We start from the raw sequence: 26700 nt of genomic DNA on the forward strand, positions 1-26700 counted from the left end.
TAGAACCCAACTCTCCGCTACTGCTATCCAAAATGATGGGCCCGTTACTATTTCCACTACCCTTGAAGATAAATTCCCGCCGTACCATGCCCCCCCAAATACCCGAGCTCCAGTTTGATGGCCGAATTGGTATCGACACCCAACGGCAAGGTATAGACCAACTCATCCCAGCGTCCACGCAGCGTTTCTATCACCTTGGGCTGCATGGCTGTCTTATAACGAACCAGCTTGACTTCCTCGTCAAACAAGCTGACAGGTAATTTCCATGGTAAACTGCCACAATAGTTATTTACCTAATGACAGCTAGGATATAAACATTAGGTCATTGGGTGACCTTTAATATACTTTATCTCGACGCATCTAATCTGCTCTTTAATCAGTTCAACAACCCATTCAAAATCCTCAGGCTTACAATATAAGTTATCGCTATATGATATTTTAAAGGGGTTTGATTCAAATCTAATCGCCTTTTTTCTATTAGAAATAGAAAGCGTGTAGGGCCAGTCTTTTTTAAACATGGTTTCATGCTCTGACACTTCACTTTTAAAGTCAGTAAAAAATACCGCAAAGAGCGCCATACCACCTGCACCAACCAGCGCTAATGGCCCCAATACGACAACAGCTATCACACATACCACCACCCCCAACCAAGCCAAGCCACGGACTATCGTATAAGCCACTTCTGGAATCATATCCTGATAAGTGACGATAACGCCTTCCGTTGTAAGGCGGTAATGATAGTTTTTATCTGCCATCACTAAATAACGAAAGTAGGGGATCATTGCCATAGCGACACCGAATGCTAGATAAGCAAATCCCCAATCACCATCGCCAGCAAGCAATACGCAACCCACAGCGAACAACGTCATAATTGTTGTAACTGTTAGAATCATTAGCCAAGCGAATGGTGTAGGAACCTGAACATTCCATTCATGAAGCGTCGGTGCCTCACGTACTCTTTTTTGATTCGCCTCGATAATACGTTGTTGCTCTTCCTGCGGTAATAGACGAAAAGGGGTCTCCTGCTCGCTAACATCAACTACTTCGTTTGCCTTAACCATTATTTATTCCCTTGCTTACCGACCACTAGAGCGGGCATTGAGTTCAATTCGCCTTGGTTTGCATCCAATGTGATTGGGCCATTGCTATTGCCACTGCCCTTGAAGATAAATTGCCGCTGTACCATGCCACCCAGATAACCCAGCTCCAATTTTATGGCCGAATTGGTATCGACGCCTAGCGGCAGGATATAGACCAACTCATCCCAGCGTCCGCGCTGCGTTTCTATCACTTTGGGCTGCATAGCAGCATGATAACGGTCTAGATCCTCTTTGGTACGAGCCGGTACCACCTGACCGGCTCTGGCAAGCGGTTGGCCGATCACCTTCAGCCCTATGGTCTGCCCCCGCAAGTGCGCAGGGAGCGAGAGTTGCAATTGCCACTGGGGGCGGCCAGTATCCATCCAACCCTGAGGCGCGGAGCGTACTACCGTCAAGCTGGCCCCCGGCTTATTGACCAGTTGTTCAAAGCGAGCCAGCTCATCCTCGGCAGACCAGTTGGCAGGCTGCTTGCCCCAAGTCGATTGCAGCAACCACTTTTCCAGATCCGAGCGTTTAAAGATATTCAGCAGCACTGTTAGAGCCAGATAGGCGATACCCAGCACAAAGAGCCCGACAACCATCCAGGGCGCAAAAATAGCAGCGACGGATGAAAAACCTAAACTATTGACACCTAAATACGCAAGCTGGATGAGGAAGATGCCACCTTGCCCAAATAACACCCCTGCTTTCATCTGCAAGAGTGTTTTTTCCATGCCACTTATCAGTGGATCTTGGCTAGCCTGCCAACTGTCCAAGGCTTCAAGCCCTGCCGCAGCCAAACCTAGACTAGAAAACGCCAGCATCCGTAAAGAGAAGGCTTTAACCCAGACCGCATGCTCACCATCTTTTATCGCTGCTTTTATCGAGATTGCTGTCAGGGCTCTCTTACCTCCATCGGCAGTGAGTGGCTTTAACTGCCCCCACGCAGCCCCCTGGTAGAGCGCGGCGATGGCATTGCCCGTCCAGGCAAAGGCCGAGCCCAGCTGCATATTTGCCCGTCCCCGACCGATGGACTGGGCGTTTTGCGCCGTCCCTGCAATGACCACAGTCAGGTTCCAGAGATTGAGCAGGGCCACCAAGCCACCAAAGGTCGCTAGGTTGGGGACTCTCTCGTTCATGGCAGTGATGCGTTGATTCACTCCACTGCGCACGCTCGCCAGATAGTCACCGACATATTGTCTGGCCTGCTGCTGGTAAAGATCGCCTTTCAGTTTGACCAGCATGGGCATCTCGCTGGCAATCAGGGTATCCAGCCGTTGCTGCAGGGTTTTTAGCTGGCCATTGATGGCTTGCACCGTGGTATTGCGCCCGGGTGGTGGCGAGCTGATTGCCGACATCTCTTTGACAATGGACCAGACCCTCTGCTGGAAACTGTTGTGGAGCATCCGATAGCCGCTGTTGACCTGCAGCGGCTGGTCGCCGAGCAACGACTCCAGCAGCACCAGCCTCAGATTGCCTGCCAGGCTGTTCTTCCAGGCGTGGGGCAAGATAGCCGCCATGATCTGGGCGTGAGCCCCCTTGGCCATGGATTTTCCCGCCACCTTCATGGCCTCGATCACGGCTTCGGCAGTCTGGAACCAGGATTTCTGCTTGAGCCTCTCATCCCCTAATAGCGTTTCCAGATCGGCCGTTCTACCAAAGAGGGCCGTCATGTCGCCAGACGAAGTGCTGAGCCAGGCATTGTCTACCGTCTGTTCGCTCAGTCCCTTGTACAGCGCAATATCAAAACCATAAGGGGCCAGCGCCAGCAAGTTGTCACGGCTCATTTCGCCAAGCAGTTTTTCCAGCGCCTTTTTCCTGGTCTCAGTGCTGCAACTGAGGGAGAGCGCCTGCCCAGCCTCGGCAAACAGGGTCTGCAGATAGGCTTGCCCTTTGGTCGTTCTGTTGTCCAGACCAAAGGGCAGCGGCTCGGCCTTGAGGCGGGTCACGCCATTGAACAAGTCCTCATGGGCTCGACCCAGAGCCAGTTCCAGCTCATTGAGTGGCACCTGATACTGCTTGATAAACGCATTGAGCCCAGTCCAATTGACCTCATCCTGAAAGGCGGCGCGCTCTTTCCACTGCCTTACCTGCTTTTGGGATGGGTTGAAACCATATTGTTCCCGCAAGAGTTTCAGCTTGGCATCTGCTTGCTTCTCCATGGGGGAGTCGAACCTCACCACGCCAGGCTCTGCTGTCATGCTCTCCATATCCGCGAGATAACGATCCCCAAGATAATCATCCAGCGCCTCTTCAAAGGCCTGGGTCCTGGCCACATTGCCCCTGACGGAGGCGGGCAAATCTTTCTCATCAAGTCGCACCCTGGCCAGATTGCGCGTCACCTCGGCCATCATCAGCTTGTGCGTGTTTACCTTGCGTAGTTTCTCATCTTCACCCATCAAAGCTTCCCGCTTGGCCAGCAGTTGATTGACCTTCATGGAAAGGTCGGCAAGATCGGCCAGCGGATCCTCCAGAGCGACCACCATGGCGCTTTGGGGATCTGGCATTCCCGCCTTGTAGGCGGCGGGTGAAGCCGCAGGCTTGTGTGCCAACAGTTTGATCCCTTGCTGATCCTCTTCTGTCGGCTTGGCCAGTGGAGCACAAGAGAGCACGAATCCCTGATTCGACATCCCCAGATCCGCGACTTTGTCGAGTAAATCAGGCAGGCCGCAATGGGGTGCCTTCATGGAGCTGGCAAAGCTGCCCAGCTTGACTTGTCGCATCCAGGCACTGCGCAAGCTGCTGCTCTTTTCCATCTCTTTCTTGATGCGCCCCGTCCAGCGCTGGGGAGAATAAATGAGGGAGAGAGTGTGACTCGCCGGGTAGAGCAGATGACCCTTGCTCCCCTTGCTTTGACTGATGAAAGTCGCGCCCTTTATTTCATATTCATCGAACGTCTTGGCCTTTTCGTCATAAACATAGAGCCAGCCATCACGCAGTTGGCGCAAGGCATAGTCGCTCTCTTTAAACTTGAGCGGGGCCATAAAGCCAGCGCCGGCAGGCACTGGATGGGGCTGCTTTTGTGGCAGGGAAAACGGCTCATCGAGGGCGTAACGCACAGGGATGATGGCAATCTTCTTGTTCTTGAGCGGACAGACTCCTGCCGGGCTCTTGCTGTTGTTTGGACTTGCACACTGGGCGGCTTGATTGGGCGTACTCATGCGTCTTGATCCTTTTTGCTCAGTGCTTCCGCCAGCTCAGCGGCTTGCTCAATACGTTGCGATGGGGTTTGTGCCGAAGGCTGAGTGATCAAGGCCTTTATACGGGGATATTCATCCTGCTCAAACCAGCCACTGCCGAGGTAGCCAAGCACATTGAAAAACAGCAGCAAATCCCGTTCACTCTCGAACCCCTTGCCATAGGCCTGTTCGGCCCAACGGGCAATCCATGCTGCAGGCTCAATTTGTTCCTGCAAACGGGCCGGGAACCAGCTGGCCATGTGTTGCCGGATCACATCCAGGGTGTGCTGCCAGCTGACTTCCCCCAGCCGAGTCCACTGCGCATCCGAGAGTCTGAACCGTTTACCAACCGGCTCACCCAGCTCAGGTGACACTGTCTTGTGCCACCACACTGGCTGGTTGGCTTGCCGCACCGGGATCCAGACCTGCTCAACGTCTTGCCAGAGCCAGGGCTCGTCATCCATAAACAAACGCCACATGGTTTCAGGCATGGCAAGTTTGAGCAGGATCCGGCTGCCGTAAGGGCTTTCGACTTCGATTAGCGCTCTCAGTCGCTCAGCAAGAGGCAACAAGCCAAGCTGGGACGATAGCAGGTAACCCCATGATGGTTCACGGTTTTGCATAAACCAATCGAGCAGATTAGGCGTTGCACACACCAGACAGGGGCTCACCTCTCGCAGGCTGTCCCAGGGAGCATAAAGATAAATAGGCTGATAAACGGGAGCATCATCCTGTTCGAACAAAACCCTTTCCAGCTCGGGAATACGGGCACCATCGAGCAGCAAATAGAGCCGCTCAGCGTTGGCCAGCTCAATATCGGGCGTCATCTCGAGTGGGATAGCTCCCATCAATCGCCCCCTTCCTGCCCGGCCAACTGCTCACAAATTTCACAGACCGGCTCTGCCGATTTCAGCGTCGCAATCTGACGCACAGGCTCCATCGGCGGCGGCGGTGCTACCACTTCAACCTCACCGGGCTGGATCGGCATCTGGCCACCCCAGCCGGAGCCGGAACCCGGGCTGCCACCGGAGTTCATCTTGATGGAACCGCCGCTGAGGGTGACGCCGCTTGGGTCTATTTTGACGAAGCTGCCGCCCACTTTCAGGGTCAGCTCGGCGCCCGCTTCCATCACTATTTTCATACCCGCCTTGTGGTGTACCTCGCTCCCCGCGTCCACCAGCAGGGACTGACTCAGCTTATGGTGCATGCTGGCATCGGCGGTCAGCGACAGGTCACCCTTGATATGGTCCCGCTTCTCACCTTCCACGCTCAAATGGTCGTTGGCCTTGATGCGGGTGACTCGCTCGTTGTCGATGTCGGTGTGCTGGTCGTGCTTGATGTGCCAGGCCGCATCGTTTTCGATGAGCACGTTCAGGTCTTTCTGGCCATGGATATAAATCTCTTCCTTGCCTGCCTGGTCTTCAAAACGCAGCTCGTTGAAGCCCTCCCCCTGGTGGGTTTCGGTGCGCAGCACGGTACGGGTCTTGTTGGCAGGCAACTCGTAGGGCGGCCGGTTGGTGGCGTGGAAGGTGCGACCGGTGACGATAGGCTGGTCGGGGTCCCCTTCCAAAAATGAAACGATAACTTCATGGCCGATACGGGGGATGGCCATCATGCCGTATTGGCCACCGGCCCAGCCCTGACTCACCCGCACCCAGCAGGAGCTCTGGTCGTTGGAGCTGCCATATCTGTCCCACGGGAATTGCAGTTTTACCCGGCCATGTTCGTCGCAGTAAATCTCCTCCCCTTCCGGCCCCACCACGATGGCAATTTGCGGGCCGTCCACCATGGGCTTGTGGGGGGCTTGTTGGCTGCCAATGCGGGCACGCCAGGTGGTGCTCGCTTTGACCACCCCAAACTCGTTGTGGTAGACGGTCGGGCCGCTGCCCCCCTCCTCTTCCAGCGCCTGCGGCTGCAAACCGGTGTGGCTGATGCGCACGATTTGCCAGTCGGTATTGAGACTGCCGTTCGGATGCTCGGTCAGCGAAAAAAATTGGCCCGGCAGCAGGGCTGCACTGTTGGATTTGCCGCTGCCCGCCACTGCGTCATTGCGCAGCGCATCGAGCCTGTGCTGGGCAAACGCCTTGCCGCTGCCGTCCTGCTTGTAACGGCCCGGGTAGTCAAAGTGCTGGTAAGTGTCGCGCTGGTGCTCCAGCTCGCTGCCCTGCTTCTTGTGGGAGAGCCCGTAGGCCGGGGTCTTGAAGCTGTAGTCTTTCAGCTCCACATCGCTCGGGCGCACCGCCTCGCGGTAGTGGAACTGACGCACATAAGGGCCCTGCTCCAGCGAGCGGTTGCCGAGATTGAAAAAGAGTTCGGGGCCGGCGGTCAGCGCCGCCGCATCGTCGGCAAACACGATGCGGTGCTTGCCTGCGTCGAATTCATGGAAATAGAAGAGCCCCTCTTCGGCGGCAAGCCGGTTGACGAACGCAAGGTCAGTTTCCCGGTACTGCACGCAGTATTCCCGCTTAGCGTGCTCATTCTTGAGCGCAAAGGCGTAGTCGGTGATACCGTGCTCTTGCAGCAGGATGGAGAGGATTTCGTCGGGCTTTTGCGCCTGGAAGATGCGGGAATTGTGACGAAGCGAAAGCCGCCACAACGCCGGCTGCACCAGCAGCTGGTAGCGGGTGCGGCGAAAACCGCTGTCCCCTTGCGCAAAGTCACTCACTACCCCGCACACCCGCCGCTGCAACTCGCCGTTGTACCACACCAGGAGCTCGCACGGCTGGTCCAGCACATCGGCAAAGTCGACATCCGGCTGGGGGCTGGCCAATTCCAATCGCAACTGGAACGGGCTGTTCAGCGCCTCTTCCAGCGCAAACTCGGCCACCACGAAAGTGCTCTCGGGCAGCGCCCCTACCTTGACGGTAAATTGTAATCCTGTGCTGTCTGCCATAACGCTGTTCCTTATCCTGCCTGTCCGCTGCCCGAGCCAATCACAACCCCACCGCAACCGATGGCGGTACCGGTCACGGCGATGGGCTTGCCACTGCGCCGCAAAGAGCACAGGACAGTGCCGACGCCCCCCGAGATACTGCGCGGATGGGGGGGATTGTTTGGTTTGACGTGAGGGGCCAGCGGATCGCCCTGACGGGCTACCGGTTTGCCATCAAGGAACACATCGGGGCTGGCGGCAATCACGGGGGATGGGTGGAACCCATCGTGGTCGGTGCCTGTGTTACCGAGCACTGAAATAGTGGAACACATCTCGACTGGCCTCTGTTGTGCTTTGCAATAAGGCCGAGATCCTGGGCCATATGGCAAAACACAAAAGCTCCGACCACATCCAGATGAACAGGCCGGAGAAAATTTGCACGGGTCTGGCAACCGCTGACACTGCGAGTGCCAGAACCCTGGGTGTGCAACAAGGAATAACGTCAATAAGAGAACGGAGCTTACGCTTCGCTGGGTGCGCGCCAGTCGTCAGAGCCGGAGGTACCGGCAACTGTGTGTTCCCAGTCAATCTTGCGGTAGGCCAGAGAGACCTGGATTAGCTGGGTGAAGTCAGACTTCGCCGGATCCTGGCAGTGGGGCATCTGGCAGTCGATGTCGACTATGGTGGCATCGGTCAGCACGGTAGAGAAGAAGTGCTCCTGCTTGCCTTCCACGGAAGTGCGATACCACTTCAGGGTCACTTTCGGCAGCATTTCACCGGAGGCCAGGGCGTTGTACATCAGCGGTACGGCCTTGTTCAGGGCAACGGTGAATTTGAACGGCTTGTGGACACGCTGACCAGCCGGTTGACCGGATTGCGGGTCAGTCGGTACGGTCACAACGTGTTGGAACTCTTGTACCAGCATCTCGTCTTCGTGACCTTGCACGAAGATGTTGCCGACGGAATCGGAGGTGAAGGCACTCGCGGTGATGTTGCCCTGGGTTTTACCTTCGATGCTGATATAACATGGAGTTGGCATGTGTATGCTCCTGATTGGTTGAACGGTAATGACACTCGACCGAAACCATTAGCAGTGACCATGCCACTCTTTTTATTTCATATTTTTCAATGTATTAACAATATAGCTCTGCATTAGCCAGCTCACATGACGCAATAAGCTGCGCCCGACCACCGTTTACACCGGGAATGGTTGCCCAGCCAGCTGAATATTTCGCAGATTGCGCAATTTGTTGCGCGATACAAAGTGAATCACTGCCCTTCATCCACATTGGCAACCAATGCCATCTCTACATTCAACCTGACGACACCCTGCTTCAGGGCCCATGAGATGGCCTGGCTCTTGCTGCTGGCTCCCAGCTTGCTCACTACATTGTTCAGGTGAAACGTCACGGTACGAGGAGTGATCCCCAATATCTGGGCAATGTCACTCACCTGCTTTCCCTCCGCCGCCCATCGGCACACCTCCAGCTCCCGTACGCTCAGTGCATCCTGCGGTGACAGACCGGCCAGACAGACCCGGGCTACCGCCTCGAAGATATGCATGGAGAGCCAGCTGAGAAATGGCACAGCAGAGAGCCACTGTTGGCTACTACGTGGTGTACTGGTGATGAAGGAGAGCAGGCCCACATGGCCGTTGGCACCGTGCCAGGGAAAGGTCACGCCATCGCGAATGCCGAATTCGCTGGCCAGTTGCATCACCTCCCGGCCCTGCTCATCGCAACGCTCGTCATCGCGCGCCACATCGGCCCACAGAATGGGAGTGCTTTGGGTCATGCCGCGTTTGACGATGGGATCGATGGCAAAGAAGCCGCTGGCCGTGTAGGTATCTACCCAGGCTTGCGGGCAACCGTTGAAGATGATGACGTCGGGACGCTGGATGGTACTGGGGAAGATCAGGCCGAGCCTGAAATAATCGAAACCCATGCGCGCTGTCAGTTCACGCAACAGGGTTACTATGGTGCGCTCATCAGCGGCCGTCTCGAACTGGGCGATGAGATCCAGCGCATGCAGGGTGTTCATTTCTACGGTGTGAGGATCGTGCACAAGATAGGGTGGCCAAACATGGAAACGTATCGCATGTTAACAAGCGTCAACGGACGGCACACTTGGGCCTGTCACAAAATCGGAGATTGCCCACAGTTTATTCTGAAAATTCAGATATACCTGTATGAAAGTACCGTTGAAAGGGCACTGAGCACATAGCAAAAAGGCCATCCTTTCGGATGGCCTTTTTGGCTGAATAAATGGCGGAGGAGGTGGGATTTGAACCCACGGATGGTCGCCCATCGCCGGTTTTCAAGACCGGTGCATTCAGCCGCTCTGCCACCCCTCCGCGACAGTGCGGCGAATATTACCCATGGCGATCCGGCTTGTAAATCCCCTTTTAGTTCGTTTGCCGATTTATTGGGCTAAATGACGCATAAAGTCGATAAAACGGGCAGAAACAGCGCTTTTTCAACCAGATAACTTGACTTGAAAACAGACTCACCCACTATAGTGACCATCACGAAATTCCCATCAAGATGGACTTATGAGAATCAAACATGCCCTGCTTTGCGCCCTAACTGGCGCCACCCTGCTTGCGGCGCCGGTTCAGGCAAGCGAGCTGACCAAGAGCGATGTCGAGCAAATCGTGCGCGACTATCTGGTCAAGAATCCGGAGATCCTGGTCGAGATGTCCAATGCCCTGCGTGCCAAGCAGGAGAGCCAGCAGGCGGCCAACGACAAAAGCCTGATCGAGGCACACGCCAAGCAGCTCTATTCCAATAAGGATCCCGAGAGCGGCAACCCCAAGGGCAGCCTGACCGTGGTCGAGTTCTTCGATTACAACTGCGGTTACTGCAAGCGCGCCCATCCGCTGATCAAGCAACTGCTGGGTGACGACAAAGATATCCGCTACATCTACAAGCAGTTCCCCATCCTGAGCGAGACCTCCTACTTCGCGGCCCGGGCGGCGCTGGCAGTGCAACTGGGTCAGCCTGACAAATACCAGGCCTTCCACGAAAAGCTGTACGCCCATCAGGGCCCACTGTCCGATGAAGCCCAGGTGAAGCAGCTGGCGGAAGCGGCCGGGGTGAACTGGAGCAAGGTCGAGGCCAAGATCAAGGATGGCAGCATAGATCAGAACCTCGGCACCAACCGGGCGCTGGCCGAAGCCATGAGCATCTCAGGCACACCGGCCTTCATCATAGGTGACCAGATACTGCGTGGCGCACCCCGCGATCTGGCAAGTCTGAAAGGCTTCATCAAGGATGTGCGAGCGGGCAAGAGCATTCAGTAACCAGGCCCTTCGCACATAAAAAAACGCCCCGGCATTGCGATGCCGGGGCGTTTTGCCATTCAGGCTTTAGCCCTCAGAACTGATGGGCAGTCGCGAGGGGCTGTCAGCAAGGCGAAGAGCAACGCAGGGACCGGAGTTTATATGAATAAATGAGGCTCCCGAGCAGCGCATGATCCTTGATCACGGCTTCGCAGCAGGACCATAGCCATTCGGGTTCTGGCTTTGCCAGCGCCAGGTGTCGGCCATCATCTGCTCGAGCCCGCGCTCCGCCTGCCAACCCAGCTCGTCACGGGCCTTGTGCGGCTCGGCCCAGCATTCGGCTATGTCACCGGGGCGGCGCGGTTTGATCTGGTACGCTATGGTGCGACCGCTGGCCGCCTCGAACGCACTGATCATCTGCAGCACGGAATAGCCTTGGCCTGTGCCCAGGTTGTAGGTAAAGACACCGGTATCGGCAGCGATGCGGGCCAGCGCCTTGAGATGACCGAGAGCGAGATCCACCACGTGGATATAGTCGCGCACGCCTGTGCCATCCGGGGTCGGATAGTCGTTGCCAAACACCCCCAGCTCCTTGAGCTTGCCGACGCCCACCTGGCTGATATAGGGCAGCAGGTTGTTGGGGATACCGTTGGGATCTTCACCAATGAGGCCGCTCTCGTGGGCGCCGACCGGGTTGAAGTAGCGCAGCAGCACGATGGCCCAACGCGGATCGGATTTGGACAAGTCACGCAGTATCTCTTCCACCATCAGCTTGGAGCGACCATAGGGGTTGGTCGCGCTGGTGGGGAAATCTTCCCGCAGCGGCACAGAGGCAGGATCGCCATACACGGTGGCCGACGAGCTGAACACCAGCCGGAACACGCCCGCCTTTGCCATCTCCTCGCATAGCACCAGGGTACCTGTGATGTTGTTCTGGTAATAGGTGAGCGGGATCTGGCTCGACTCCCCCACCGCCTTGAGACCGGCGAAGTGGATCACGGATTCAATCTTGTGGGCGGCAAACAGCTGCTGCAGGCAGGCTCTGTCCAGCACGTCCCCTTCTACGAAGATGACCGGCTTGCCGGTGATCCGCTCGACCCGCTTGAGGGACTCGGGGGAAGAGTTGGACAGGTTGTCCAGCACCACCACCTGCTGCCCGGCACCCAGCAGCTCAACCAGAGTATGGGAACCGATATAACCGGCGCCGCCCGTGACCAATATTGTCATTTGTTATCCCGTGTTCTGGTGAAACTGGGTTGAGTCTACTCGCCAGGTTTCACCAGGAAAAGGCTGAGATACTCATGACACCATCAGTAATCGAGACTGATATCCCCCTTTGCTGTGCAGGAACAGGCCAGTGCGACGCCGCCCTCCAGATCCTGTGCACTCAGCGTCATCACGCTCTGGCGCTCAATTTCGCCGGTCGTGCTACAGCGACAGGCGCCACATACACCGGCGCGACAGGCGGCCATCATGGTCTCGCCAGCCCCCTCCAGTGCGGCCAACAGGGTCTGGCCCGGCAGTATCTTCACCTTCTTGCCGCTCTTCTTGAGGGTCAGCCAAAAATGGTCGCTGGCGGCCGCAACCGGCGCCGCACCCGATGTAACAGCAGGCAGGCCGAACGACTCCTGATGCAACTGCTCCGCCGGCAACCCCAGCTCCGCCAGCATGCTACTCACCGCCGCCATGTAAGGCGCAGGGCCGCACAGATAGACGTGGCGAGCGAGCAAGTCCGGCGCCAGCTCCTTGAGCATGGCGGGAGTGAGCCGGCCAACCCAGGGATGAGCCGTCGGTGCCTCTTCCAGTACTGTCTCCAGCACTAAAGCGTGGCGCACGCCGGGATGAGATTCAGCCAGCGCAGCCAGCTCATCCGCAAAGATCACATCCGCTGGCGAGCGGGCGCTGTGGATAAAGCGGATGTCCGCCTCAGGCCGTTTGGCAAGCTCGTCGCGCAACATGGCCCACATGGGGGTGATGCCGGAGCCTGCGCTGAGCAGCAGCGGCCGCTCGCAGGGCAGCGCAGTCAGGTTGAAGTCGCCAAAAGGGCCGTCGACCCGGATCTCGTCCCCCACCTGCAGACTCTGGTGCAGATGGTGGGAGACTAGCCCCACATCCTTGATGGTGACTTGCCAGAAATCATCCTGCGGGCAGGAAGAGAGGGTATAGGCGCGGCACATGGGCTGGCCATCTATCTCTGAGTGCAGGGTCACGCACTGGCCGGCCAACACGGGAGGCAGGCTGCCTGCGAGCGACATGAACTGCCAGCTCACCACATCATGGGTGTCGGCGCGACGACCGATGCAGCGCAGGGTGAGAGAGGTGGAGGTCATCACAAGGCTCCTCATTTTGAAAACATGCTTTTGACACACGAGTCTTTGAAAAAAGGCGAACCATCAGGCTCGCCAAAGGCTTACAACATGCTGAGATGATCAGGCCGGCACGGCCTGCGGTATCACCGGATTCAGGCAGCCAGGATCTCGGCCAAATCTGCCTCGGCCGTGGTGGTCCCTTTCAGGCCGAACTGCTCCTCCAGCACCTTGAGCAGGGCCGGGGTCAGGAAGGCTGGAGCGGTCGGACCGGTGCGAATGTCTTTCACACCGAGGGCCAGCAGGGTGAGCAGGATGACGATGGCCTTCTGTTCGAACCAGGAGAGCACCAGGGTCAACGGCAGGTCATTGACGCCACACTCGAACGCCTCGGAGAGCGCCAGCGCCAGCTGGATGGCGGAGTAGGCGTCGTTGCACTGACCCACGTCCAGCAAACGGGGAATGCCACCTATGTTGCCAAAATCGAGCTTGTTGAACTTGTACTTGCCGCAGCCCAGGGTGAGCAGCAGGCTGTCTTTGGGGGCGGCCTTGGCAAACTCGGTGAAATAGGCGCGCTCGGCCTTGTCGCCATCGCAACCGCCCACCAGGAAGAAGTGGCTGATTTCACCCGCTTTCACCTTCTCAATCACTGCCGGGGCGGCCTGCATCAGGGCATTGCGGGCAAAGCCGATGGTGATGAAGTGCTCGAGCTCTGTGTGCTTGAAACCGTCCAGCGACAAGGCTTTTGCCACCACTGCGGAGAAATCGTCCCCTTCGAGGTGAGTCACGCCCGGCCAGCCGACGATGGAGCGGGTGAAGATGCGGTCGCTATAGTCGCCCACGTTGGGATCTATGATGCAGTTGGAGGTCATCACAACGGCGCCGGGGAAGTTGGCAAATTCCTTCTGCTGGTTTTGCCAGGCGGAGCCGTAATTGCCCACCAGGTGCGGGTACTGCTTGAAGAAGGGGTAGGCCAGCGCCGGCAACATCTCGCCGTGGGTGTAGACATTGATGCCAGTGCCTGCGGTCTGCTCCAGGATCAGCTTGAGATCCATCATGTCGTGGCCGGAGACCAGGATGCACTTGCCCGGCACAGGGGTGACCCTTGCTTGCGTCGGTTCCGGGTGGCCGAAGGCGCTGGTTTCGCCCAGATCCAGCATCTCCATGACACGGAAGTTGAGCAGACCAATCTCCATGGCGCATTTGAACAGGGGATCCAGCTCGCTCGGGTCAGTGCTGAGCCAGCTCATGATGCGATGGAACTCGGCGGCTACCTCGCTATCCTGCTGACCCAGTACCCTGGCATGTTCCATGTAGGCGGCAGCCCCCTTGAGGCCGTAGAGGCAGAGCAGACGCAGTCCCATGATGTCTTCGTGCACCTCGCTCTTGCCGCGATTGACCGCGGTTTGCGACGCATGGGCCAGCTGGGCGAGCAGCTCGTCACCCGGCTCGAAGCCGGCGGCCTCGGGCAAGCCGGTGACTTGCACCGCCAGTGTAGCCAGACGGTCGGCCAGCTGCTGACGATGAGCCAGCACCTGGTTGACATAGCCAACGATGCGGGCGGAGTCGAAGTTGACGTTGGTGAGGGTGGCGAAGAAGGCCTTGGGCACGAAGGCATCGATCTCGTTGTCGATGACGCCATGTTCGCGGGCGGCCAGCGCCCAGGCGCTGAGGCCCTGCAGCGCATAGATCAGCACATCCTGCAGATCCGAGGTTTCGGCCGTCTTGCCGCACATGCCTTGTGCATAAGCACAGCCATTGCCTGCCGGGGTACGAATTGTCTGTTCACATTGCACACAAAACATCATGCCTCTCCTAATTGGACATTTCAGTTGCTTGTTTTGTGGCGATTCTATGCCCCTCGCCAAAAACTTAATAGGCATTAAATTTGCCAATTAAGTTTTCATTGATGCAGATCAAAAACAAAAAAGCCGCCCAAACAGGGCGGCAAGCGGGTGGATAAAAGGAGAGACAACTCAGGTTTACGACAAAGGTTTACAACAAAACTCACATCAACAAGCGGTCAGGCCAGATAGGCGCGCAGCATCCAGACCAGTTTTTCCTGCTGCTGCACATAGTCGGAGAGGATGGATGCCGTCCCCTCGTCACCGGCCTCGGCGGCTTGTCCCAGGATCCGGCGCTGGGCGACCAGCAGCTCGCGGAAGCTCTCGAGCAGGGATTCGACACAGGCACGACCGTCATGCAGCCCCTTCTGCTCCGGGATGGCAGAGACTTTCAGGTAGTCGCTGAAGCTGTGCATGGGTACCCCATCCAGGGTGAGGATGCGCTCAGCCAGGGCATCGACCTTCAGCAGCAGATCGTTATAGATCTCTTCAAATTTCAGGTGCAGTTCGAAGAACTGGTTGCCGCGGATATTCCAGTGGAAACCACGGACGTTCATGTAGAGGATCTGGTAGCTGGCCAGCAACTTGTTCAGCTCGGCGGCCAGGGCTTGTGATTGAACGGTATCAAGACCAATCGGACTTTTCATGTTTCACCTCCAGATTTGACAACGAAGCCAGATTAACGCCATTCAGACTCAAGAGGTAATCGTTGCTACCTGAGTGATTGATAGGGCATGGCTATCGCCTGGTGTGACAACCCGCTGATTATCCAGATTTATCACCCTTGGATGCGTTCTATATAGAGGATCACCTCGCCCAGATGAATGCCGAACTTGCTGATCTCGGCCCGATTGATCAGGCGATCTTCATCAAGCAGGTACATCCAGTCATCAAAGCTCACCCTCACCACCTGCTCATCCGGCAGTACCAGATCGAGCTGGTAGCGCCAGTTGAGAGCAAAACCTTCCGTCTTGCCTACCGCCTCCCCCACTACGTCGGATGCGGTACCGCGCCAGTGACCATCGGCCCCCTTGCTCAAAAACCAGGTCCGGGTCTGCTGACGGCCGTCATCAAAGTAGAACTGCTCAAACAGTTCGCCCTTGCCATCCTGCCAGCGCCCCATCATCTCGACCCGAAAGCGACTGGTCACTTCGCCGCTGCGGTCTGTCACCAGGCCATGAGCCACCAGTTTGCCATTGAAGAAACGGGCGAGATCCCAGTTCGGCCCCTGACCACGATAGTCATCCAAACTGGCACCACAACCAGTGAGCAACAGGAGTGGCAACAAGAGCAGAAAACGACAGCAACGATAGAAAGACATTGAGTACTCCAGCATCAGAGTTGGCCGCGCAGGCGGCGGGTAAGGGCAGGATCGCGACTGTTGTCGGCAAGCCAGATGGCCAGAAAGGCGACCGCAAATTGTGGGTCAGGAAGAGTGCCGAGGGGTTTGTCCTGCCACCAGAAGTGGCCAACCCCGGCTTCATCCACATAGAAGGTCAGTGTGTCCCCCGCCGCCACATCGGGCCAGAAGACTGCCAGTTGCCCAAGCCACTGCTGGCGCTGCGTCTCGCTGCCAAGCCCCAGCCGTTGCCACTCCTCTGCGGTGGCGGTCAGCAGGTCATCCCGTTCGATATCTCTGGCGTAGGTGAGGGTCAGTGCCTGAGGATAGTGGCCAGGCTGATAGCGGCCACTCTGGCTGTAGAGGGTGGCATCATAGAGTTTGAACCAGAGCCAGTTCATCTCCCCCTGTCCGACCGGACGCAGCTGTTGCCAGGGGGCGGCAGAGGCCTGTGCAGAGGGTGCCATCATGGCGCCAAGCGCGGCAATCAGGAGGCTAATTCCACCCCATGTGCCAATTCGCGGGATCTTCCAGTTCATGCCAATCCATCTCCTGTTCCAGCAAGGTGTTGATATCCTGCATCACCACACGAGCCAGTCGCCCCTGCGCATCACGCTGGCAGGCAACCACCAGATAGTAACGCTCGGTCAGCTCGTGCTGGCTCTCTTTGGTCCACTTGGAAAACAACAAGGCGTCGGTCGAAAAGGTGTTCATCTTGATTCACCCTCAAGCTTGACCGTTACCCACAGGAGTACGGGTAACCACCACATCCAGATCACCGCCAATAGTGCTGTGCTGATCCAGATGCCCCAGGGTAAGTGTACTGCGCCCATGGCCGCTCCCGCCACATAGGAGGAGGCGCCACCCGCCATGCCAAACAGCGCCTGCTGCCAGCGGGGCAAGGGGCGCAACCAGCGCAGTCCATGGCTGAGACTCAAGGCAAATCCCAGCCACAGCAGCACCAGCCAGAGAGGAAAGCCGGCCGGGAATTGAAACAGCCCCAGTTGCCAGAGCAGGCCATCAAGCAGACAGCCAGCCAGAGCCACCGGCAATAGCCGCAGATCCCCCTTGCGGCTTGGAGAGAAGATGAAGTGGAGCAACAGCATCAACAGCAGCGGACCCGGCTGCTGCCATTTCACCGCCAGCAGCCAGTAGAGGTTGAACCCCAGCAGATGGGCCCACTGCCACATGGTCAGTGACCGCTCACTGGCACATCACCCCGCCAGCCCGTTGGCCCTGGTTTGGCCGCCTCCAGCTGGACCAGACTGATGGCCCGCTCCCAGAAGCCCCCCTCGCAATAGGCGAAATAGAAGTGCCACAACCGGATGAAATCCTGGCTGTAACCCAGCTTGGGCAGCTCGGGGGCCAGCGCCAGAAAGCGCTCGCACCAGTGCGCCAGGGTGCGGGCATAGTGATGACCGTGATCATGCAGCCGCACCAGCTGCATGTCGGTCTCGCGGGCAATCAGTCCCGCCATCTGGGAGACACTCGGCAGGCAGCCGCCCGGGAAGATGTAACGCTGGATGAAGTCGACACTGCGCACATACTGGGCGTGGCGCTGATCGGCAATGGTGATGGCCTGAATAAGCAGGCGGCCACCGGGTTTGAGCAAACGTGACAACTGGCGGAAGTAATCGGGCAGGAAGGCGTGGCCCACCGCCTCTATCATCTCGATGGAGACCAGCTTGTCGAAGGTCCCCTCCAGCTTGCGATAATCCTCCAGCAGCAAGGTGATGCGATCCCCGAGTCCCTCCCGCTCGATCCACTCGCGCGCATAGTCATGCTGGGCCTGGGAGATGGTCGTCGTGGTCACCCGGCAGCCATAGTGACGGGCTGCATAAATGGCCAGCCCGCCCCAGCCTGTGCCTATCTCCAGCAGGTGATCGTCCGGCCCCAGCTCCAGGCGCTCGCAGATGGTATGCAACTTGGCCTGTTGTGCCTCCTCCAGAGTGGACTCTGTCCCCGGATAGATGGCACTCGAATACTGCATATGGCTATCGAGAAAACCCTGATAGAGGGTATTGCCCAGATCGTAGTGGGCGGCGATGTTGGATCGTGAACCTGTCAGGGTATTGCGATTGAGCCAGTGGCGCGCCTTGTTGAAGGGGAAACTCAGCCAACTGAGCCGCCGCTCCAGACTGTCGAGCAGTGTCATGTTGCGGGCCAGCAAGCGCACCAGCGCCACCGGATCCGGGCTGGTCCAAAGCCCTTCTACCCAGGTTTCACCGGCTGCAATGCTGCCTCCCAGCAGCAAGCGGCGATAGAAGGCCGGATCCTTTACCACCACTTCGGCGTGCAGGTCAGTGCCCGCCACCCCGAAACTATGACGATCGCTGCCGTCCCGCAGCAGCAGTTGACCGTGCTCGAGGCGCCCCAGCAGCTTGAGCAGCAATTGCCTTGCGCCTTTATCGATGAAAGAGGCCGAACTTGTTGATTGCACCAGTTCCATTAGCGAGTCTCCGGATGGCTGAAGAATAAGTGGCAGAGAGTCTGAATTGAATCTGCCTCATGAATTGAGCTGGCCTCCGGATAGAAAATTGAGGCTGCGGAAGTGGATTGTATCTGCTCCATTAGCGAGTCTCCGGATGGCTGAAAATAGGTGTTCGCTTGATAAAAAGACGCAGGGCCTGCCAGTAGATACCGAGCAGCACCTTCAGGGTCATCCAGGGCCAGCGAGCGAGCAGCGCCATCAGTCCCTTGCGGGACAGGGGCTCGCGGCTCAGCGCCAGGGTGGCGTCAAACAACTTGGCCTCGCCGGACCTGGGATGACTCTCGATATGGATCAGCGTCTCCTGCTCCGGTGGGCGAATGCGCCAGTGGTAGCGCATGGCCAGCCCCATAAACGGGGAGACGTGAAAATCCTTGTCGTGGGGCGTCAGCGCCGCCAGATCCAGCAGGTAATAGTGACGCTCATTCCAGGGGGTGTTCGACACCTCGGCCAGCAGGTAACGCGCCTCACCCTGCCGGTAGCAGAAGTAGAAGTTGACCGGGCTGAAGTAAAAGCCCATGCAGCGTACATTGCCGAGCAGCAGCACTCGCCCGTCCTGCTCGGCTGTGCCCCCCAGCTCTGCCACCTTGTGCCACACCGCCTGCTTGAGGCTCCCCTCGCTGCCTTTGAGATAGTCTTTGCGATGAAAGGAGAGCAACCCGGCCCGCTCCACGCCGAACCAGCGCCCCTGGCTGAGGCTCGGCAGCTCATCCAGATCCAGCCCCAGCATGAAGAGGCTGTAGGAGAAGGCGTGGGCCCTGGGTGCGAAGCGGCGATGGCGCACAGAGCCCTGCCAGATGGCGCTGACTGTCTGAACCATGGTGACAGTACTCATAGCTCGGCTCCGAAGCGTCTGGCAACGTCCAGTGCGCTGCGCACCCCGTCTTCATGAAAACCGTTGTACCAGTAGGCACCGCAAAAGTGGGTGTGATGCTGACCACAGATCTCCAGACGTGCCTGCTGCGCCTGGATGGATGCCTGATTGAACACTGGGTGGTGATAAACGAAGCGGCGCAGCACCTTGCTCTCGTCCACCTTTCCTTTGGGATTGAGGCTGACGCAGAAGGGCTGCGGTGAGTTCACCCCTTGCAATATGTTCATGTTGTAGCTCACCAGCGGCCGCGCCTCGTCGTCCCCGTCCAGCTGATAGTTCCAGCTGGCCCAGGCCTTGCGGCGAGTGGGCAAACAGCTGACATCGGTATGGAGCCAGACATCGTTGGCCTGATAGGCCATGTCGCCCAGAATCGCCTGCTCCCGCTCGCTGACATCCTGCAACAGAGCCAGCGCCTGATCGCTGTGGCAGGCGAGGATCACCTCGTCAAACTGCTCCTCGCCATAGCTGCTTTGGATCAGCACCCCCTCGGCCAGGCGCCGGATCCCCTGCACCGGGCAGGCGAGGCGGATCTGCTGTTGCCAACCTGCGGTCAGCGGGCCTATGTACTCCCGCGAGCCGCCCGGGATCACGTACCACTGAGGGCGATTGGCCACATCGAGCAGGCCATGGTTGGCAAAAAAACGCAGGAAAAAGCCAAGGGGAAAGGCGCGCATGTCTGCCAGGGTGGATGACCAGATGGCCGCCCCCATGGGCAGAATGTAGTGGCGGGCGAAGTAGTCACTGAAATCCCCCACCTGCAAGAAATCCCCGAGTGTCAGCTCAGGACTATCTTGCTGCCGTTGACTGTCGGCCAGCCAGGCGCGCGCTTCCCGGTTGAAACGCAGGATCTCGGCGACGAAGCGGTAAAAACCCGGGCTCAACAAATTGCTGCGCTGGGCAAACAGGGTATCCAGGTTGTGGCCGTTGTACTCGAGCCCCTCCGGGCTTTTCACCGAAAAGCTCATCTCGGCGTCCTGGCGCGCCACGCCGATCCGCTCCAGCAATTTGAGGAAATTGGGATAGGTGCGATCGTTGAATACGATAAAGCCGGTATCGATGGCATAGCTGCGGCCACCCTGGCTCACATCGACGGTCGCCGTGTGGCCACCCAGAGTAGGCGCGGCCTCAAACAGGGTCACGTCGTGCAACCTGTGCAGCAGAAAACCGGCGGTGAGGCCCGAGATACCCGAGCCGACGATGGCAATCTTTTTCTTCATGAATGGCGTCCTTTCGAAACAAGCGAGCTGCCAAGGCGCAGCCACAACCACACCGGCAGCGCCCCCAGCGCGCGCAGCAGCCAGATAAAGCGGCTGGGGAAGTGGATCTGATGCCGACCCGCAGCAAGCCCGGTCATGATGACCCGGGAGGCTTGCTCCACCGGCACCAGACAAGGCATGGGAAAATCATTCTTGGCGGTAAGCGGCGTCTGTACAAAGCCGGGGCGGATCAGGGTTACCGCTATTCCCCTGGCCTTGAGATCGAGTCGCAGGGTAGCGGCCAGATAGTCGAGTGCCGCCTTGGAGGCCCCATAGGCTTCGGCCCTTGGCAGCGGCAACCAGCTCACCGACGAGCTGACGATGGCGAGCCGCGCGCCCTCGCCAAGTAGCGGCAAAAAGGCGGCAAGCGCATGGCCGGTAGCGATGAGGTTGGTCTCGATCACTCGGGCAAACAGCTCGCCGTCAAAGCCGTCAGCCACATCCATGTATTCGCAGTTGCCCGCATTGAGGATCAGCAGATCGAGGGCTGGCAAGCTGGCCGCCACCTCTGCCATGGCAGCCGCATCCCGTGCATCGAACTGCAAGGGGGTGATGCCGTCCCGGGCCAACTGCGCCAGCCGCTCGCCATCGCGACCACAACCCCATACCTGCCAGCCCGCCTGCCGGTAATCCATCGCCAACTGGCGACCCAGCCCGGAGCTGGCACCCGTGATCAACACACGTCCGCTCATGATCCCAACCTCCCCTTGATGGTGCGCACCAGGGCGCCCAGCAGCGGCAACTGCTCGTAGAGCATGGCGCCGAGATCGAAGTAGTCGCGATGCAGACACACCTTGTCTGCGTCGTCGAACTCAAGCCGGGTGGCCCCCTCAACCCTCACCGGCTGACCCGAGGCCAGTCTTGGGTGAGAGAAGGTCATGACCCAGCTGATCCAGGCCTCACGACCCTGTTGCTGCTGGCTGGTTATCTCGAAGCGGCAATAAGCGAGGCGCTGGTACATGGCAGCAAAGTAGTCGGTGAGCGCGGCCAGCCCGTCGATGCGGTGCGCCGGATCGATGAAGATCACCTGCTCGGCATAAACCTCTGGCAAGCGGTGCAGTTGCTGCTTGTCCAGTTGCTGGTAAAGGGCAATAAAGCGGGCCAGCGGCTCCTTCATCCTATTTCTCCAGATTTCGAAACATCTCGATGGCTTTCACCCGTGCAAGGGCGTGATCCACCATGGGTGCCGGATACCCCCTTCCTCCTTTGAGTCGCAACCAGTCATGGGGCTGATGCACGTAGGCGGCGGGAATATCGGCCAGTTCAGTTACCCAGGTACGGATAAAGTCTCCTTGTGGATCAAATCGTTGCCCCTGAGTGGTGGGATTGAACACCCGAAAGTAGGGTGCCGCATCGGCGCCCGTGCCTGCGGCCCATTGCCAGCCACCGTTGTTGGCCGCCAGATCCCCGTCAATCAGCTGGCTCATGAAGTAATCTTCCCCGAGGCGCCAGTGGATATGCAGATCCTTGGTGAGGAAGCTCGCCACTATCATCCGCAACCGGTTGTGCATCCAGCCGGTGGCATTGAGGCAGCGCATGGCCGCATCGACGATGGGATAACCGGTACGTCCCTCGCACCAGGCGGCAAAGGCCACGGGATCCCAGCTCCAAGGCAGAGCCGCGGTCTCGGGTTTGAAGGGCAGGTTCATGGAGAGGGTTGGTACCAGTACCAGCAGATGACGATAAAATTCGCGCCAGACAAGTTCGTTGAGCCAGACGAAACCGGGTTGTGCCTTGGATTGAGGCCGGTGGCCGAGCCGTTGTTGTAGCGCCCCGACGCACTGGCGCGGACTTATGATGCCAGCGGCCAGATAAGGCGAGAGGATGGAGGTGCCTGCCTGCGCCGGAAAGTCCCGGGTCTCCTCATAGTCAAGCACCGCCTGTTCCAGAAAAGCGTGCAGACGGCGCTGAGCTTCCGCCTCTCCCACTGGCCAGCGGGGATCCGGCGTTACTTCGCCGAGCGCCCCATAGCTCCATTCCCTCTCGGTCAACGGTTGCCACGGCAGCGGCTCGGCGCGCGGAGCGGGAGCGCGATGAATGACGAAGCCATCCTCCTCCAGCGCCTTGAGCCAGGCGCGGCTGAAGGGGGTAAAGACCTTGAACATCTCCCCCGACCCGGTCAGCACCCGTCCCGGTGGCAGCACGCAGCAGCCGTTGAACCAGTGGCAGCTCACCTCCTGTTCGGCCAGCATGGCGCTGACGGCCAGGTCGCGGCGCTGCTCGTCGATCTCGATGGCCTGATTGGCATACAGCTGGCTGACACCCAGCTCGCGGCTGAGGCTCGCCAACGCCGTTGGCATCTCGGCAAAGGTCTCCACTCGCAGCAGATGGAGCGGGATGCCGAGCGCCGCCAGCGCCCTGCCCAGCTCATCCACCTGCGCCAGCAGGAACTGCTGACGGATAGGGGCCATCTTGTGCTGCTGCCACTGGGTCGGAGAGATGACAAACAGGGCGGCCACCTCTCCCGCCTCGGCGCAAGCGTGTCGCAAAGCCGGATTGTCGGCGAGGCGCAAGTCATTGCGAAACCAGACCAGCTTCATGATGCCTTCCTCCCGCGAGTGCGCTTGCTCTGGACTGGCGTCTCTGCCGACTGTGCAGCCAGCCAGTCGGCAAGGGTGGGCTGCCACCCTTGAGTCGCCAGCCACTGGGCGTCATAGAGACTGCCCAGCTCACCAAACAGACAAGTACCATCGGGCCAGCTGGCAGTCAGCTCCTGCTTGCCAAGTCCAGCCCCCAGCAACACCAGCCAGGGCGTCATGGCACGTCCTTCGAGCAAGGTGGCCAGCCTGGGCTCGACGGCCCCCAGCAGTTGCACCTCATAACCCTGGCTTACCAGCTCATAGGCGCTCCAGACCAAGTCGAGGGGACCAAGCTGCCCCCAGCTTGCGAGGGTAACCGGGCGTCCCTTCTCTTGTTCGATGAGGTGGCGAGCGAAGCGGGTATGGAGCCAGCCCAGCCAGACCTGTTGCAGCAGCTCGCCATCGGGCCGCTCACGCCACAGGCCGAGCAGTTGATCCACCAAGGGTTGCAGCACCCGGCTGCGCACCAGCTCGAACGGGTAGCTCGCCAGCAGTTCGTTAAGCTGCGCTTCGACCTTGCGCTGATTGAAACCAAGCACAGCCTGACTGATCTGCTCCAGGGTCTGCTGCCAGTGATCGCTGACCAGTTGGGTCTGAGGATCACTCAACAGTCCCTTGACCTGACCTATGCTCACCCCCCGCTCCAGCCAGCTCAGGATCTCGCCAATCTGGCGAATATCCTGCTCGCTGTAGAGGCGGTGCCCCTTCTCGGTACGGGCCGGTTGTACCAGACCGTAGCGGCGCTGCCAGGCACGCAGGGTGACTGGGTTGACACCGGTCAGGCGTGAAACGTCGCGGATGGGATAGATCCCCTCATCCGGTTGGGTGACATCATCTTGTTTGGGTAGGTCAGACATAACGACTTCCATTCAATCTATGGGGCGCCCCGGCCCAGGGGGCCGGGGTCGCAAAACAGGGATCAGAGCCCGTAGCGCAGCTTGAGCGTATCGGGATGCAGGTCGGGATAGACCTGCTCGACCATACCAAGCCGCACTTTCAGAGCCCGTAGCGCAGCTTGAACGTATCGGGGGGCAGGTCGGGATAGACCTGCTCGACCATACCAAGCCGCACTTTCAGAGCCCGTAACGAAGCTTGAGCGTATCGGGATGAGGATTGAGATAAACCTGCCCGGACAGATAGGGATTGGGGTATTCGCGGAGGTAGTGGCGGATCAGGGTCAGCGGCACCAGCAGCGGGAAAATGCCGGTGCGGTACTTGTCGATGGTCTCGGCCAGCTCCTGCTTCTGGGAAGGAGTCAATACCCGCTTGAAGTAACCCTGCAGGTGCATGAGCACATTGGTGTGGCTGCGGCGATTGGCTCTCAGGGTCAGCGCTGTCATCAGCCCCGTGATGTAACTGTCGGCCACCTCCTGCAAGTTGGCCTTGCCGAGGTTGCCAAGCAGTTTGCCCAGCGCCCGATAGTGGGTAGTGGCGTGAGATAGCACCAGATACTTGTAGCGGGAGTGGAACCGGATCAGCGCCGCGGCCGTCAGCCCCTGAGCACAGAGTTGCTGCCAGTCGTGGTAGGCGAAGACCCGCAGCACGAAATTTTCCCGCAGTATGGGATCGCACAGCCGACCGTCTTCCTCCACCGGCAGCAGGGGATTGGCTTCCATCAACGCCTTGGCAAACAGGCCAATCCCCTCCTTGGCACTCCCCTCGTTGTTGGCGCCATAGATGCGCACCCGTTCCATGCCACAACTGGGTGACTTGGCGCAGAGGATATAGCCGGAGATGAAGTCAAGCTGGCGAGCCTTCTGCTCGCTGAAGGCGATCAGCTGCTCGGTGACGTCGAAGCTGCCGTTGCTCGCCTCGGCGCGTATTTCGCCGTTGCGCTTGACCAGACGGATGGCTGCGCGGGGCGATCCCAGACCAATGGCCATCTCGGGACAGACGGGGTGATAGTCAAAGTGAGCGCCAAGATCCCGTTCGCAGAAACTGGAGCGCTTGTGACCCCCATCGAACCGCACTTCCTGTCCCAGCAAGCAGGCACTGATACCGACTTTAATCTTGTACATGTTGGCGCTCCTTGTATAAGCCTTGATTCAGTTATAGCAGTTATACAAAATAATGGAAGCTGTATAACTATTGCGGACTGAATACGGCGCAAGGGCGACATCTGGATCACCAGAAACCAAAAAGCCCATGACTGACGTCATGGGCAAGCAATCAAGACACTAAGGGAGGGAAGATCAGAAGCTGTACTTCACACCCAGGCTGGAGATGGAACCTTTTTGCAGATCCCAGTTGCGATAGGTGTAGTCGGCGGTGAGGGCCAGGTTCTGGCTCACCTTGTAGGCGGCGCCCACTTTGAAGTCCTGCATGTCGTCGGTCATGTTGGCGTAACGGTAGCCGGTGGAGAGCTCGACGGCGCCAATGTCATAGCGCAGGCCCACTTCACCATACATGCTGCCGCTGTTCTTGCGGGTGATCACGTCCCAACCGCTGTCCTTCACGTTGGCGGCCACTTGGCGCTCCATGGTGTAACCCATCAGACCCGCTTCACCGTACAGGTTCAGACCTGTGCTGAGCGGGGTGTAGACACCCAGACCCAGGCTGGAGATGCCCATGCTGTCATTGCCGTCGTTGCGGGAGGTGTATTCACTGCCCATGCGGCCATAGAAATTGGAACCGAAGCTCTTGGAGACGTCCAGGTTCAGACCACCGAAGTCGCGGTTGTTGCTGTCTTTGCCACCGATGTAGTCGGATTTGGTGTGGGCCCAGGTCAGGCCGCCCTTGGCGTAGCTGAAGGCATCCTGTGCCAGAGCGGAAGTAGAAGCGAAACCGGCCAGAACCAGAACAGAAAGTGCAACTTTTTTCATTTTGATGACTCCTCGTGTTGAGCTAGTTGAGACCTAGCTGGAATGGAGTCATTGTGCCGAGGGGCGTGCAGAATGCCGAGCGGCAAGCTGTTGCCAAATCATGTCAGATGTAAGCAACTGTTGCTGGCGGTTACCGGGTTAACAATTGAACTGAAACAGGCTCCGTTATGGAGCCTGTTTGGCAAGGGCTTAGCGAAACTCCACTTCCTCAATCTCGACCCGCACCAGGGGTTTGCCGGTCAGGCCGGCCGGGCGCGACATCTCGAGCACCAGGGAGGGGCGCTGCTGCCCCTTGCGCAGATAGGATTCCGGCAGACGGTTCTCGCCGACCCAGAAACGGGCCTCCTGTCTGGCCAGCTGCGCACCCTGTTCGCTGAACAGGGTGACAGTGCCACGAACCCGCACCACGCTGCGGGTGCCGGTGTTGCTCACAGTGAATTGCAGCAGCAAGGGATCCGAACCCTCAACCTTGTCGAGCTTGACGCCGATGCCGTCCTTGACCGCCTGAGCCAGCAGATCCGGATTGGTCATCGCCTGCTCGGTCAGCACAGGCACGGCCACCGCGCCCGTGGCCCTCTCGCCGCTCGCCGTCGGCTTGATCAGCAGATATTCCCAGGTGAAGTCATCGTTGAGCTGCACCTGGCGGCCATCCGGCAGGGTCACCTGGGTCATGGGGGCGGCCTGGGCCAACACGGGGGACAGGCAGAGGGCAACCAGCAGGCGGGACAAGGGTTTCATAGGGTGATGGCTCGGCGTCGATGGAAAAGGGCGTCAGTATAAAG

At 58.6% G+C, this 26700-nt stretch carries 27 protein-coding genes and 1 tRNA gene; 1 reads left to right on the forward strand and 27 read right to left on the reverse strand.

Going from position 1 to position 26700, the window contains the following annotated elements; all coding sequences use genetic code 11:
* Positions 1 to 56: 56 nt before the first annotated feature.
* The 9 genes from ONZ54_RS17080 to ONZ54_RS17120 form a co-directional block, all read right to left on the reverse strand.
* Positions 57 to 248, reverse strand: a complete 192-nt coding sequence (locus ONZ54_RS17080) for a hypothetical protein (RefSeq protein ID WP_271786750.1) — start codon at positions 246 to 248, stop codon at positions 57 to 59.
* A 69-nt stretch (positions 249 to 317) separates the two neighbouring features.
* Positions 318 to 1061, reverse strand: coding sequence for a hypothetical protein (locus ONZ54_RS17085; RefSeq protein WP_271786751.1), 744 nt, complete (start codon positions 1059 to 1061; stop codon positions 318 to 320).
* A complete protein-coding gene (locus ONZ54_RS17090; RefSeq protein ID WP_271786752.1) occupies positions 1061 to 4240 on the reverse strand; it encodes a T6SS effector BTH_I2691 family protein in 3180 nt (1059 codons plus the stop codon). Before ONZ54_RS17090 ends, ONZ54_RS17085 begins: the two co-directional genes overlap by 1 nt.
* Complete coding sequence (locus tag ONZ54_RS17095) at positions 4237 to 5106, reverse strand: DUF4123 domain-containing protein (protein ID WP_249276931.1); 870 nt, start codon at positions 5104 to 5106, stop codon at positions 4237 to 4239. Before ONZ54_RS17095 ends, ONZ54_RS17090 begins: the two co-directional genes overlap by 4 nt.
* Positions 5106 to 7151, reverse strand: coding sequence for a type VI secretion system Vgr family protein (locus tag ONZ54_RS17100; protein WP_271786753.1), 2046 nt, complete (start codon positions 7149 to 7151; stop codon positions 5106 to 5108). The genes ONZ54_RS17095 and ONZ54_RS17100 overlap by 1 nt, the downstream gene beginning before the upstream one ends.
* Positions 7152 to 7162: 11 nt before the next feature.
* Entirely contained in the window at positions 7163 to 7462 is a 300-nt protein-coding gene (locus ONZ54_RS17105; RefSeq protein WP_271786754.1) for a type VI secretion system PAAR protein, read from the reverse strand.
* A 188-nt stretch (positions 7463 to 7650) separates the two neighbouring features.
* Positions 7651 to 8169 carry a type VI secretion system effector Hcp1 gene (gene hcp1, locus ONZ54_RS17110; RefSeq protein WP_021140316.1) on the reverse strand — a complete coding sequence of 173 codons (519 nt, stop codon included), beginning with the start codon at positions 8167 to 8169 and terminating at the stop codon, positions 7651 to 7653.
* Between the two features lie 230 nt (positions 8170 to 8399).
* The gene (locus tag ONZ54_RS17115) at positions 8400 to 9170 is read right to left on the reverse strand and encodes a LuxR family transcriptional regulator (protein ID WP_265431623.1); all 771 of its coding nucleotides are present in this window, start codon (positions 9168 to 9170) and stop codon (positions 8400 to 8402) included.
* Between the two features lie 225 nt (positions 9171 to 9395).
* Positions 9396 to 9483 (reverse strand) — tRNA-Ser (locus ONZ54_RS17120).
* Between the two features lie 198 nt (positions 9484 to 9681).
* On the opposite strand from ONZ54_RS17120, the gene ONZ54_RS17125 reads away from it, so the two are divergent.
* Positions 9682 to 10431 carry a DsbA family protein gene (locus ONZ54_RS17125; protein ID WP_271786755.1) on the forward strand — a complete coding sequence of 250 codons (750 nt, stop codon included), beginning with the start codon at positions 9682 to 9684 and terminating at the stop codon, positions 10429 to 10431.
* A 180-nt stretch (positions 10432 to 10611) separates the two neighbouring features.
* On the opposite strand, the gene galE is transcribed toward ONZ54_RS17125, so the two are convergent.
* The 18 genes from galE to ONZ54_RS17215 all read right to left on the reverse strand — a co-directional run bounded on the left by galE (position 10612) and on the right by ONZ54_RS17215 (position 26656).
* The gene (gene galE / locus ONZ54_RS17130; protein WP_271786756.1) at positions 10612 to 11637 is read right to left on the reverse strand and encodes a UDP-glucose 4-epimerase GalE; all 1026 of its coding nucleotides are present in this window, start codon (positions 11635 to 11637) and stop codon (positions 10612 to 10614) included.
* A gap of 83 nt (positions 11638 to 11720) precedes the next feature.
* Positions 11721 to 12740, reverse strand: a complete 1020-nt coding sequence (locus ONZ54_RS17135) for an FAD-binding oxidoreductase (RefSeq protein WP_271786757.1) — start codon at positions 12738 to 12740, stop codon at positions 11721 to 11723.
* Between the two features lie 131 nt (positions 12741 to 12871).
* Positions 12872 to 14521, reverse strand: coding sequence for a hydroxylamine reductase (gene hcp, locus ONZ54_RS17140; protein WP_271788300.1), 1650 nt, complete (start codon positions 14519 to 14521; stop codon positions 12872 to 12874).
* A 218-nt stretch (positions 14522 to 14739) separates the two neighbouring features.
* Positions 14740 to 15207: a Dps family protein gene (locus ONZ54_RS17145; RefSeq protein WP_021140949.1), complete on the reverse strand. Its 468-nt coding sequence runs from the start codon at positions 15205 to 15207 to the stop codon at positions 14740 to 14742.
* 131 nt (positions 15208 to 15338) lie between these two features.
* Positions 15339 to 15881 carry a DUF3833 domain-containing protein gene (locus tag ONZ54_RS17150; protein WP_271786758.1) on the reverse strand — a complete coding sequence of 181 codons (543 nt, stop codon included), beginning with the start codon at positions 15879 to 15881 and terminating at the stop codon, positions 15339 to 15341.
* Positions 15882 to 15895: 14 nt separating this feature from the next.
* Positions 15896 to 16438 (reverse strand): chalcone isomerase family protein, encoded by a 543-nt coding sequence (locus ONZ54_RS17155; protein WP_212541046.1) that lies wholly within the window; start codon positions 16436 to 16438, stop codon positions 15896 to 15898.
* Complete coding sequence (locus ONZ54_RS17160) at positions 16395 to 16613, reverse strand: TIGR02450 family Trp-rich protein (protein ID WP_005311934.1); 219 nt, start codon at positions 16611 to 16613, stop codon at positions 16395 to 16397. Before ONZ54_RS17160 ends, ONZ54_RS17155 begins: the two co-directional genes overlap by 44 nt.
* On the reverse strand, positions 16610 to 17089 hold the full coding sequence (locus ONZ54_RS17165; RefSeq protein ID WP_005311932.1) for a DUF2878 domain-containing protein: 480 nt from the start codon (positions 17087 to 17089) through the stop codon (positions 16610 to 16612). The genes ONZ54_RS17160 and ONZ54_RS17165 overlap by 4 nt, the downstream gene beginning before the upstream one ends.
* Positions 17090 to 17091: 2 nt before the next feature.
* Positions 17092 to 18348, reverse strand: coding sequence for an SAM-dependent methyltransferase (locus ONZ54_RS17170; RefSeq protein ID WP_021140944.1), 1257 nt, complete (start codon positions 18346 to 18348; stop codon positions 17092 to 17094).
* A gap of 121 nt (positions 18349 to 18469) precedes the next feature.
* Entirely contained in the window at positions 18470 to 19222 is a 753-nt protein-coding gene (locus ONZ54_RS17175) for a DUF1365 domain-containing protein (protein ID WP_271786759.1), read from the reverse strand.
* Positions 19219 to 20478, reverse strand: coding sequence for an NAD(P)/FAD-dependent oxidoreductase (locus ONZ54_RS17180; protein ID WP_059112956.1), 1260 nt, complete (start codon positions 20476 to 20478; stop codon positions 19219 to 19221). The genes ONZ54_RS17175 and ONZ54_RS17180 overlap by 4 nt, the downstream gene beginning before the upstream one ends.
* Positions 20475 to 21209, reverse strand: coding sequence for an SDR family NAD(P)-dependent oxidoreductase (locus ONZ54_RS17185; RefSeq protein ID WP_271786760.1), 735 nt, complete (start codon positions 21207 to 21209; stop codon positions 20475 to 20477). Before ONZ54_RS17185 ends, ONZ54_RS17180 begins: the two co-directional genes overlap by 4 nt.
* A complete protein-coding gene (locus ONZ54_RS17190; protein WP_005311921.1) occupies positions 21206 to 21634 on the reverse strand; it encodes a nuclear transport factor 2 family protein in 429 nt (142 codons plus the stop codon). Before ONZ54_RS17190 ends, ONZ54_RS17185 begins: the two co-directional genes overlap by 4 nt.
* A gap of 1 nt (position 21635) precedes the next feature.
* On the reverse strand, positions 21636 to 23057 hold the full coding sequence (phrB, locus tag ONZ54_RS17195; protein WP_271786761.1) for a deoxyribodipyrimidine photo-lyase: 1422 nt from the start codon (positions 23055 to 23057) through the stop codon (positions 21636 to 21638).
* Positions 23054 to 23953: a MerR family transcriptional regulator gene (locus tag ONZ54_RS17200; protein ID WP_271786762.1), complete on the reverse strand. Its 900-nt coding sequence runs from the start codon at positions 23951 to 23953 to the stop codon at positions 23054 to 23056. Before ONZ54_RS17200 ends, phrB begins: the two co-directional genes overlap by 4 nt.
* Positions 23954 to 24169: 216 nt before the next feature.
* Complete coding sequence (locus ONZ54_RS17205; protein ID WP_087756312.1) at positions 24170 to 25114, reverse strand: YbgA family protein; 945 nt, start codon at positions 25112 to 25114, stop codon at positions 24170 to 24172.
* A gap of 174 nt (positions 25115 to 25288) precedes the next feature.
* On the reverse strand, positions 25289 to 25918 hold the full coding sequence (locus tag ONZ54_RS17210; protein ID WP_125606225.1) for an outer membrane beta-barrel protein: 630 nt from the start codon (positions 25916 to 25918) through the stop codon (positions 25289 to 25291).
* 189 nt (positions 25919 to 26107) lie between these two features.
* A complete protein-coding gene (locus tag ONZ54_RS17215) occupies positions 26108 to 26656 on the reverse strand; it encodes a DUF3157 family protein (RefSeq protein WP_271786763.1) in 549 nt (182 codons plus the stop codon).
* Between the last annotated feature and the right edge of the window lie 44 nt (positions 26657 to 26700).

It is taken from the genome of Aeromonas salmonicida (assembly GCF_028355655.1).
GTDB classification, from domain to species: Bacteria; Pseudomonadota; Gammaproteobacteria; order Enterobacterales; family Aeromonadaceae; genus Aeromonas; species Aeromonas salmonicida.

Bases quoted from the DNA above. Each gene is read 5' to 3' on its own strand.
- ONZ54_RS17085 (WP_271786751.1), bottom strand. From the start codon at position 1,061: ATGGTTAAGGCAAACGAAGTAGTTGATGTTAGCGAGCAGGAGACCCCT.
- ONZ54_RS17090 (WP_271786752.1), bottom strand. From the start codon at position 4,240: ATGAGTACGCCCAATCAAGCCGCCCAGTGTGCAAGTCCAAACAACAGC.
- ONZ54_RS17095 (WP_249276931.1), bottom strand. From the start codon at position 5,106: ATGGGAGCTATCCCACTCGAGATGACGCCCGATATTGAGCTGGCCAAC.
- ONZ54_RS17100 (WP_271786753.1), bottom strand. From the start codon at position 7,151: ATGGCAGACAGCACAGGATTACAATTTACCGTCAAGGTAGGGGCGCTG.
- ONZ54_RS17105 (WP_271786754.1), bottom strand. From the start codon at position 7,462: ATGTGTTCCACTATTTCAGTGCTCGGTAACACAGGCACCGACCACGAT.
- hcp1 (WP_021140316.1), bottom strand. From the start codon at position 8,169: ATGCCAACTCCATGTTATATCAGCATCGAAGGTAAAACCCAGGGCAAC.
- ONZ54_RS17115 (WP_265431623.1), bottom strand. From the start codon at position 9,170: ATGAACACCCTGCATGCGCTGGATCTCATCGCCCAGTTCGAGACGGCC.
- ONZ54_RS17125 (WP_271786755.1), top strand. From the start codon at position 9,682: ATGAGAATCAAACATGCCCTGCTTTGCGCCCTAACTGGCGCCACCCTG.
- galE (WP_271786756.1), bottom strand. From the start codon at position 11,637: ATGACAATATTGGTCACGGGCGGCGCCGGTTATATCGGTTCCCATACT.
- ONZ54_RS17135 (WP_271786757.1), bottom strand. From the start codon at position 12,740: ATGACCTCCACCTCTCTCACCCTGCGCTGCATCGGTCGTCGCGCCGAC.
- hcp (WP_271788300.1), bottom strand. From the start codon at position 14,521: ATGTTTTGTGTGCAATGTGAACAGACAATTCGTACCCCGGCAGGCAAT.
- ONZ54_RS17145 (WP_021140949.1), bottom strand. From the start codon at position 15,207: ATGAAAAGTCCGATTGGTCTTGATACCGTTCAATCACAAGCCCTGGCC.
- ONZ54_RS17150 (WP_271786758.1), bottom strand. From the start codon at position 15,881: ATGTCTTTCTATCGTTGCTGTCGTTTTCTGCTCTTGTTGCCACTCCTG.
- ONZ54_RS17155 (WP_212541046.1), bottom strand. From the start codon at position 16,438: ATGAACTGGAAGATCCCGCGAATTGGCACATGGGGTGGAATTAGCCTC.
- ONZ54_RS17160 (WP_005311934.1), bottom strand. From the start codon at position 16,613: ATGAACACCTTTTCGACCGACGCCTTGTTGTTTTCCAAGTGGACCAAA.
- ONZ54_RS17165 (WP_005311932.1), bottom strand. From the start codon at position 17,089: ATGTGGCAGTGGGCCCATCTGCTGGGGTTCAACCTCTACTGGCTGCTG.
- ONZ54_RS17170 (WP_021140944.1), bottom strand. From the start codon at position 18,348: ATGGAACTGGTGCAATCAACAAGTTCGGCCTCTTTCATCGATAAAGGC.
- ONZ54_RS17175 (WP_271786759.1), bottom strand. From the start codon at position 19,222: ATGAGTACTGTCACCATGGTTCAGACAGTCAGCGCCATCTGGCAGGGC.
- ONZ54_RS17180 (WP_059112956.1), bottom strand. From the start codon at position 20,478: ATGAAGAAAAAGATTGCCATCGTCGGCTCGGGTATCTCGGGCCTCACC.
- ONZ54_RS17185 (WP_271786760.1), bottom strand. From the start codon at position 21,209: ATGAGCGGACGTGTGTTGATCACGGGTGCCAGCTCCGGGCTGGGTCGC.
- ONZ54_RS17190 (WP_005311921.1), bottom strand. From the start codon at position 21,634: ATGAAGGAGCCGCTGGCCCGCTTTATTGCCCTTTACCAGCAACTGGAC.
- phrB (WP_271786761.1), bottom strand. From the start codon at position 23,057: ATGAAGCTGGTCTGGTTTCGCAATGACTTGCGCCTCGCCGACAATCCG.
- ONZ54_RS17200 (WP_271786762.1), bottom strand. From the start codon at position 23,953: ATGTCTGACCTACCCAAACAAGATGATGTCACCCAACCGGATGAGGGG.
- ONZ54_RS17205 (WP_087756312.1), bottom strand. From the start codon at position 25,114: ATGTACAAGATTAAAGTCGGTATCAGTGCCTGCTTGCTGGGACAGGAA.
- ONZ54_RS17210 (WP_125606225.1), bottom strand. From the start codon at position 25,918: ATGAAAAAAGTTGCACTTTCTGTTCTGGTTCTGGCCGGTTTCGCTTCT.
- ONZ54_RS17215 (WP_271786763.1), bottom strand. From the start codon at position 26,656: ATGAAACCCTTGTCCCGCCTGCTGGTTGCCCTCTGCCTGTCCCCCGTG.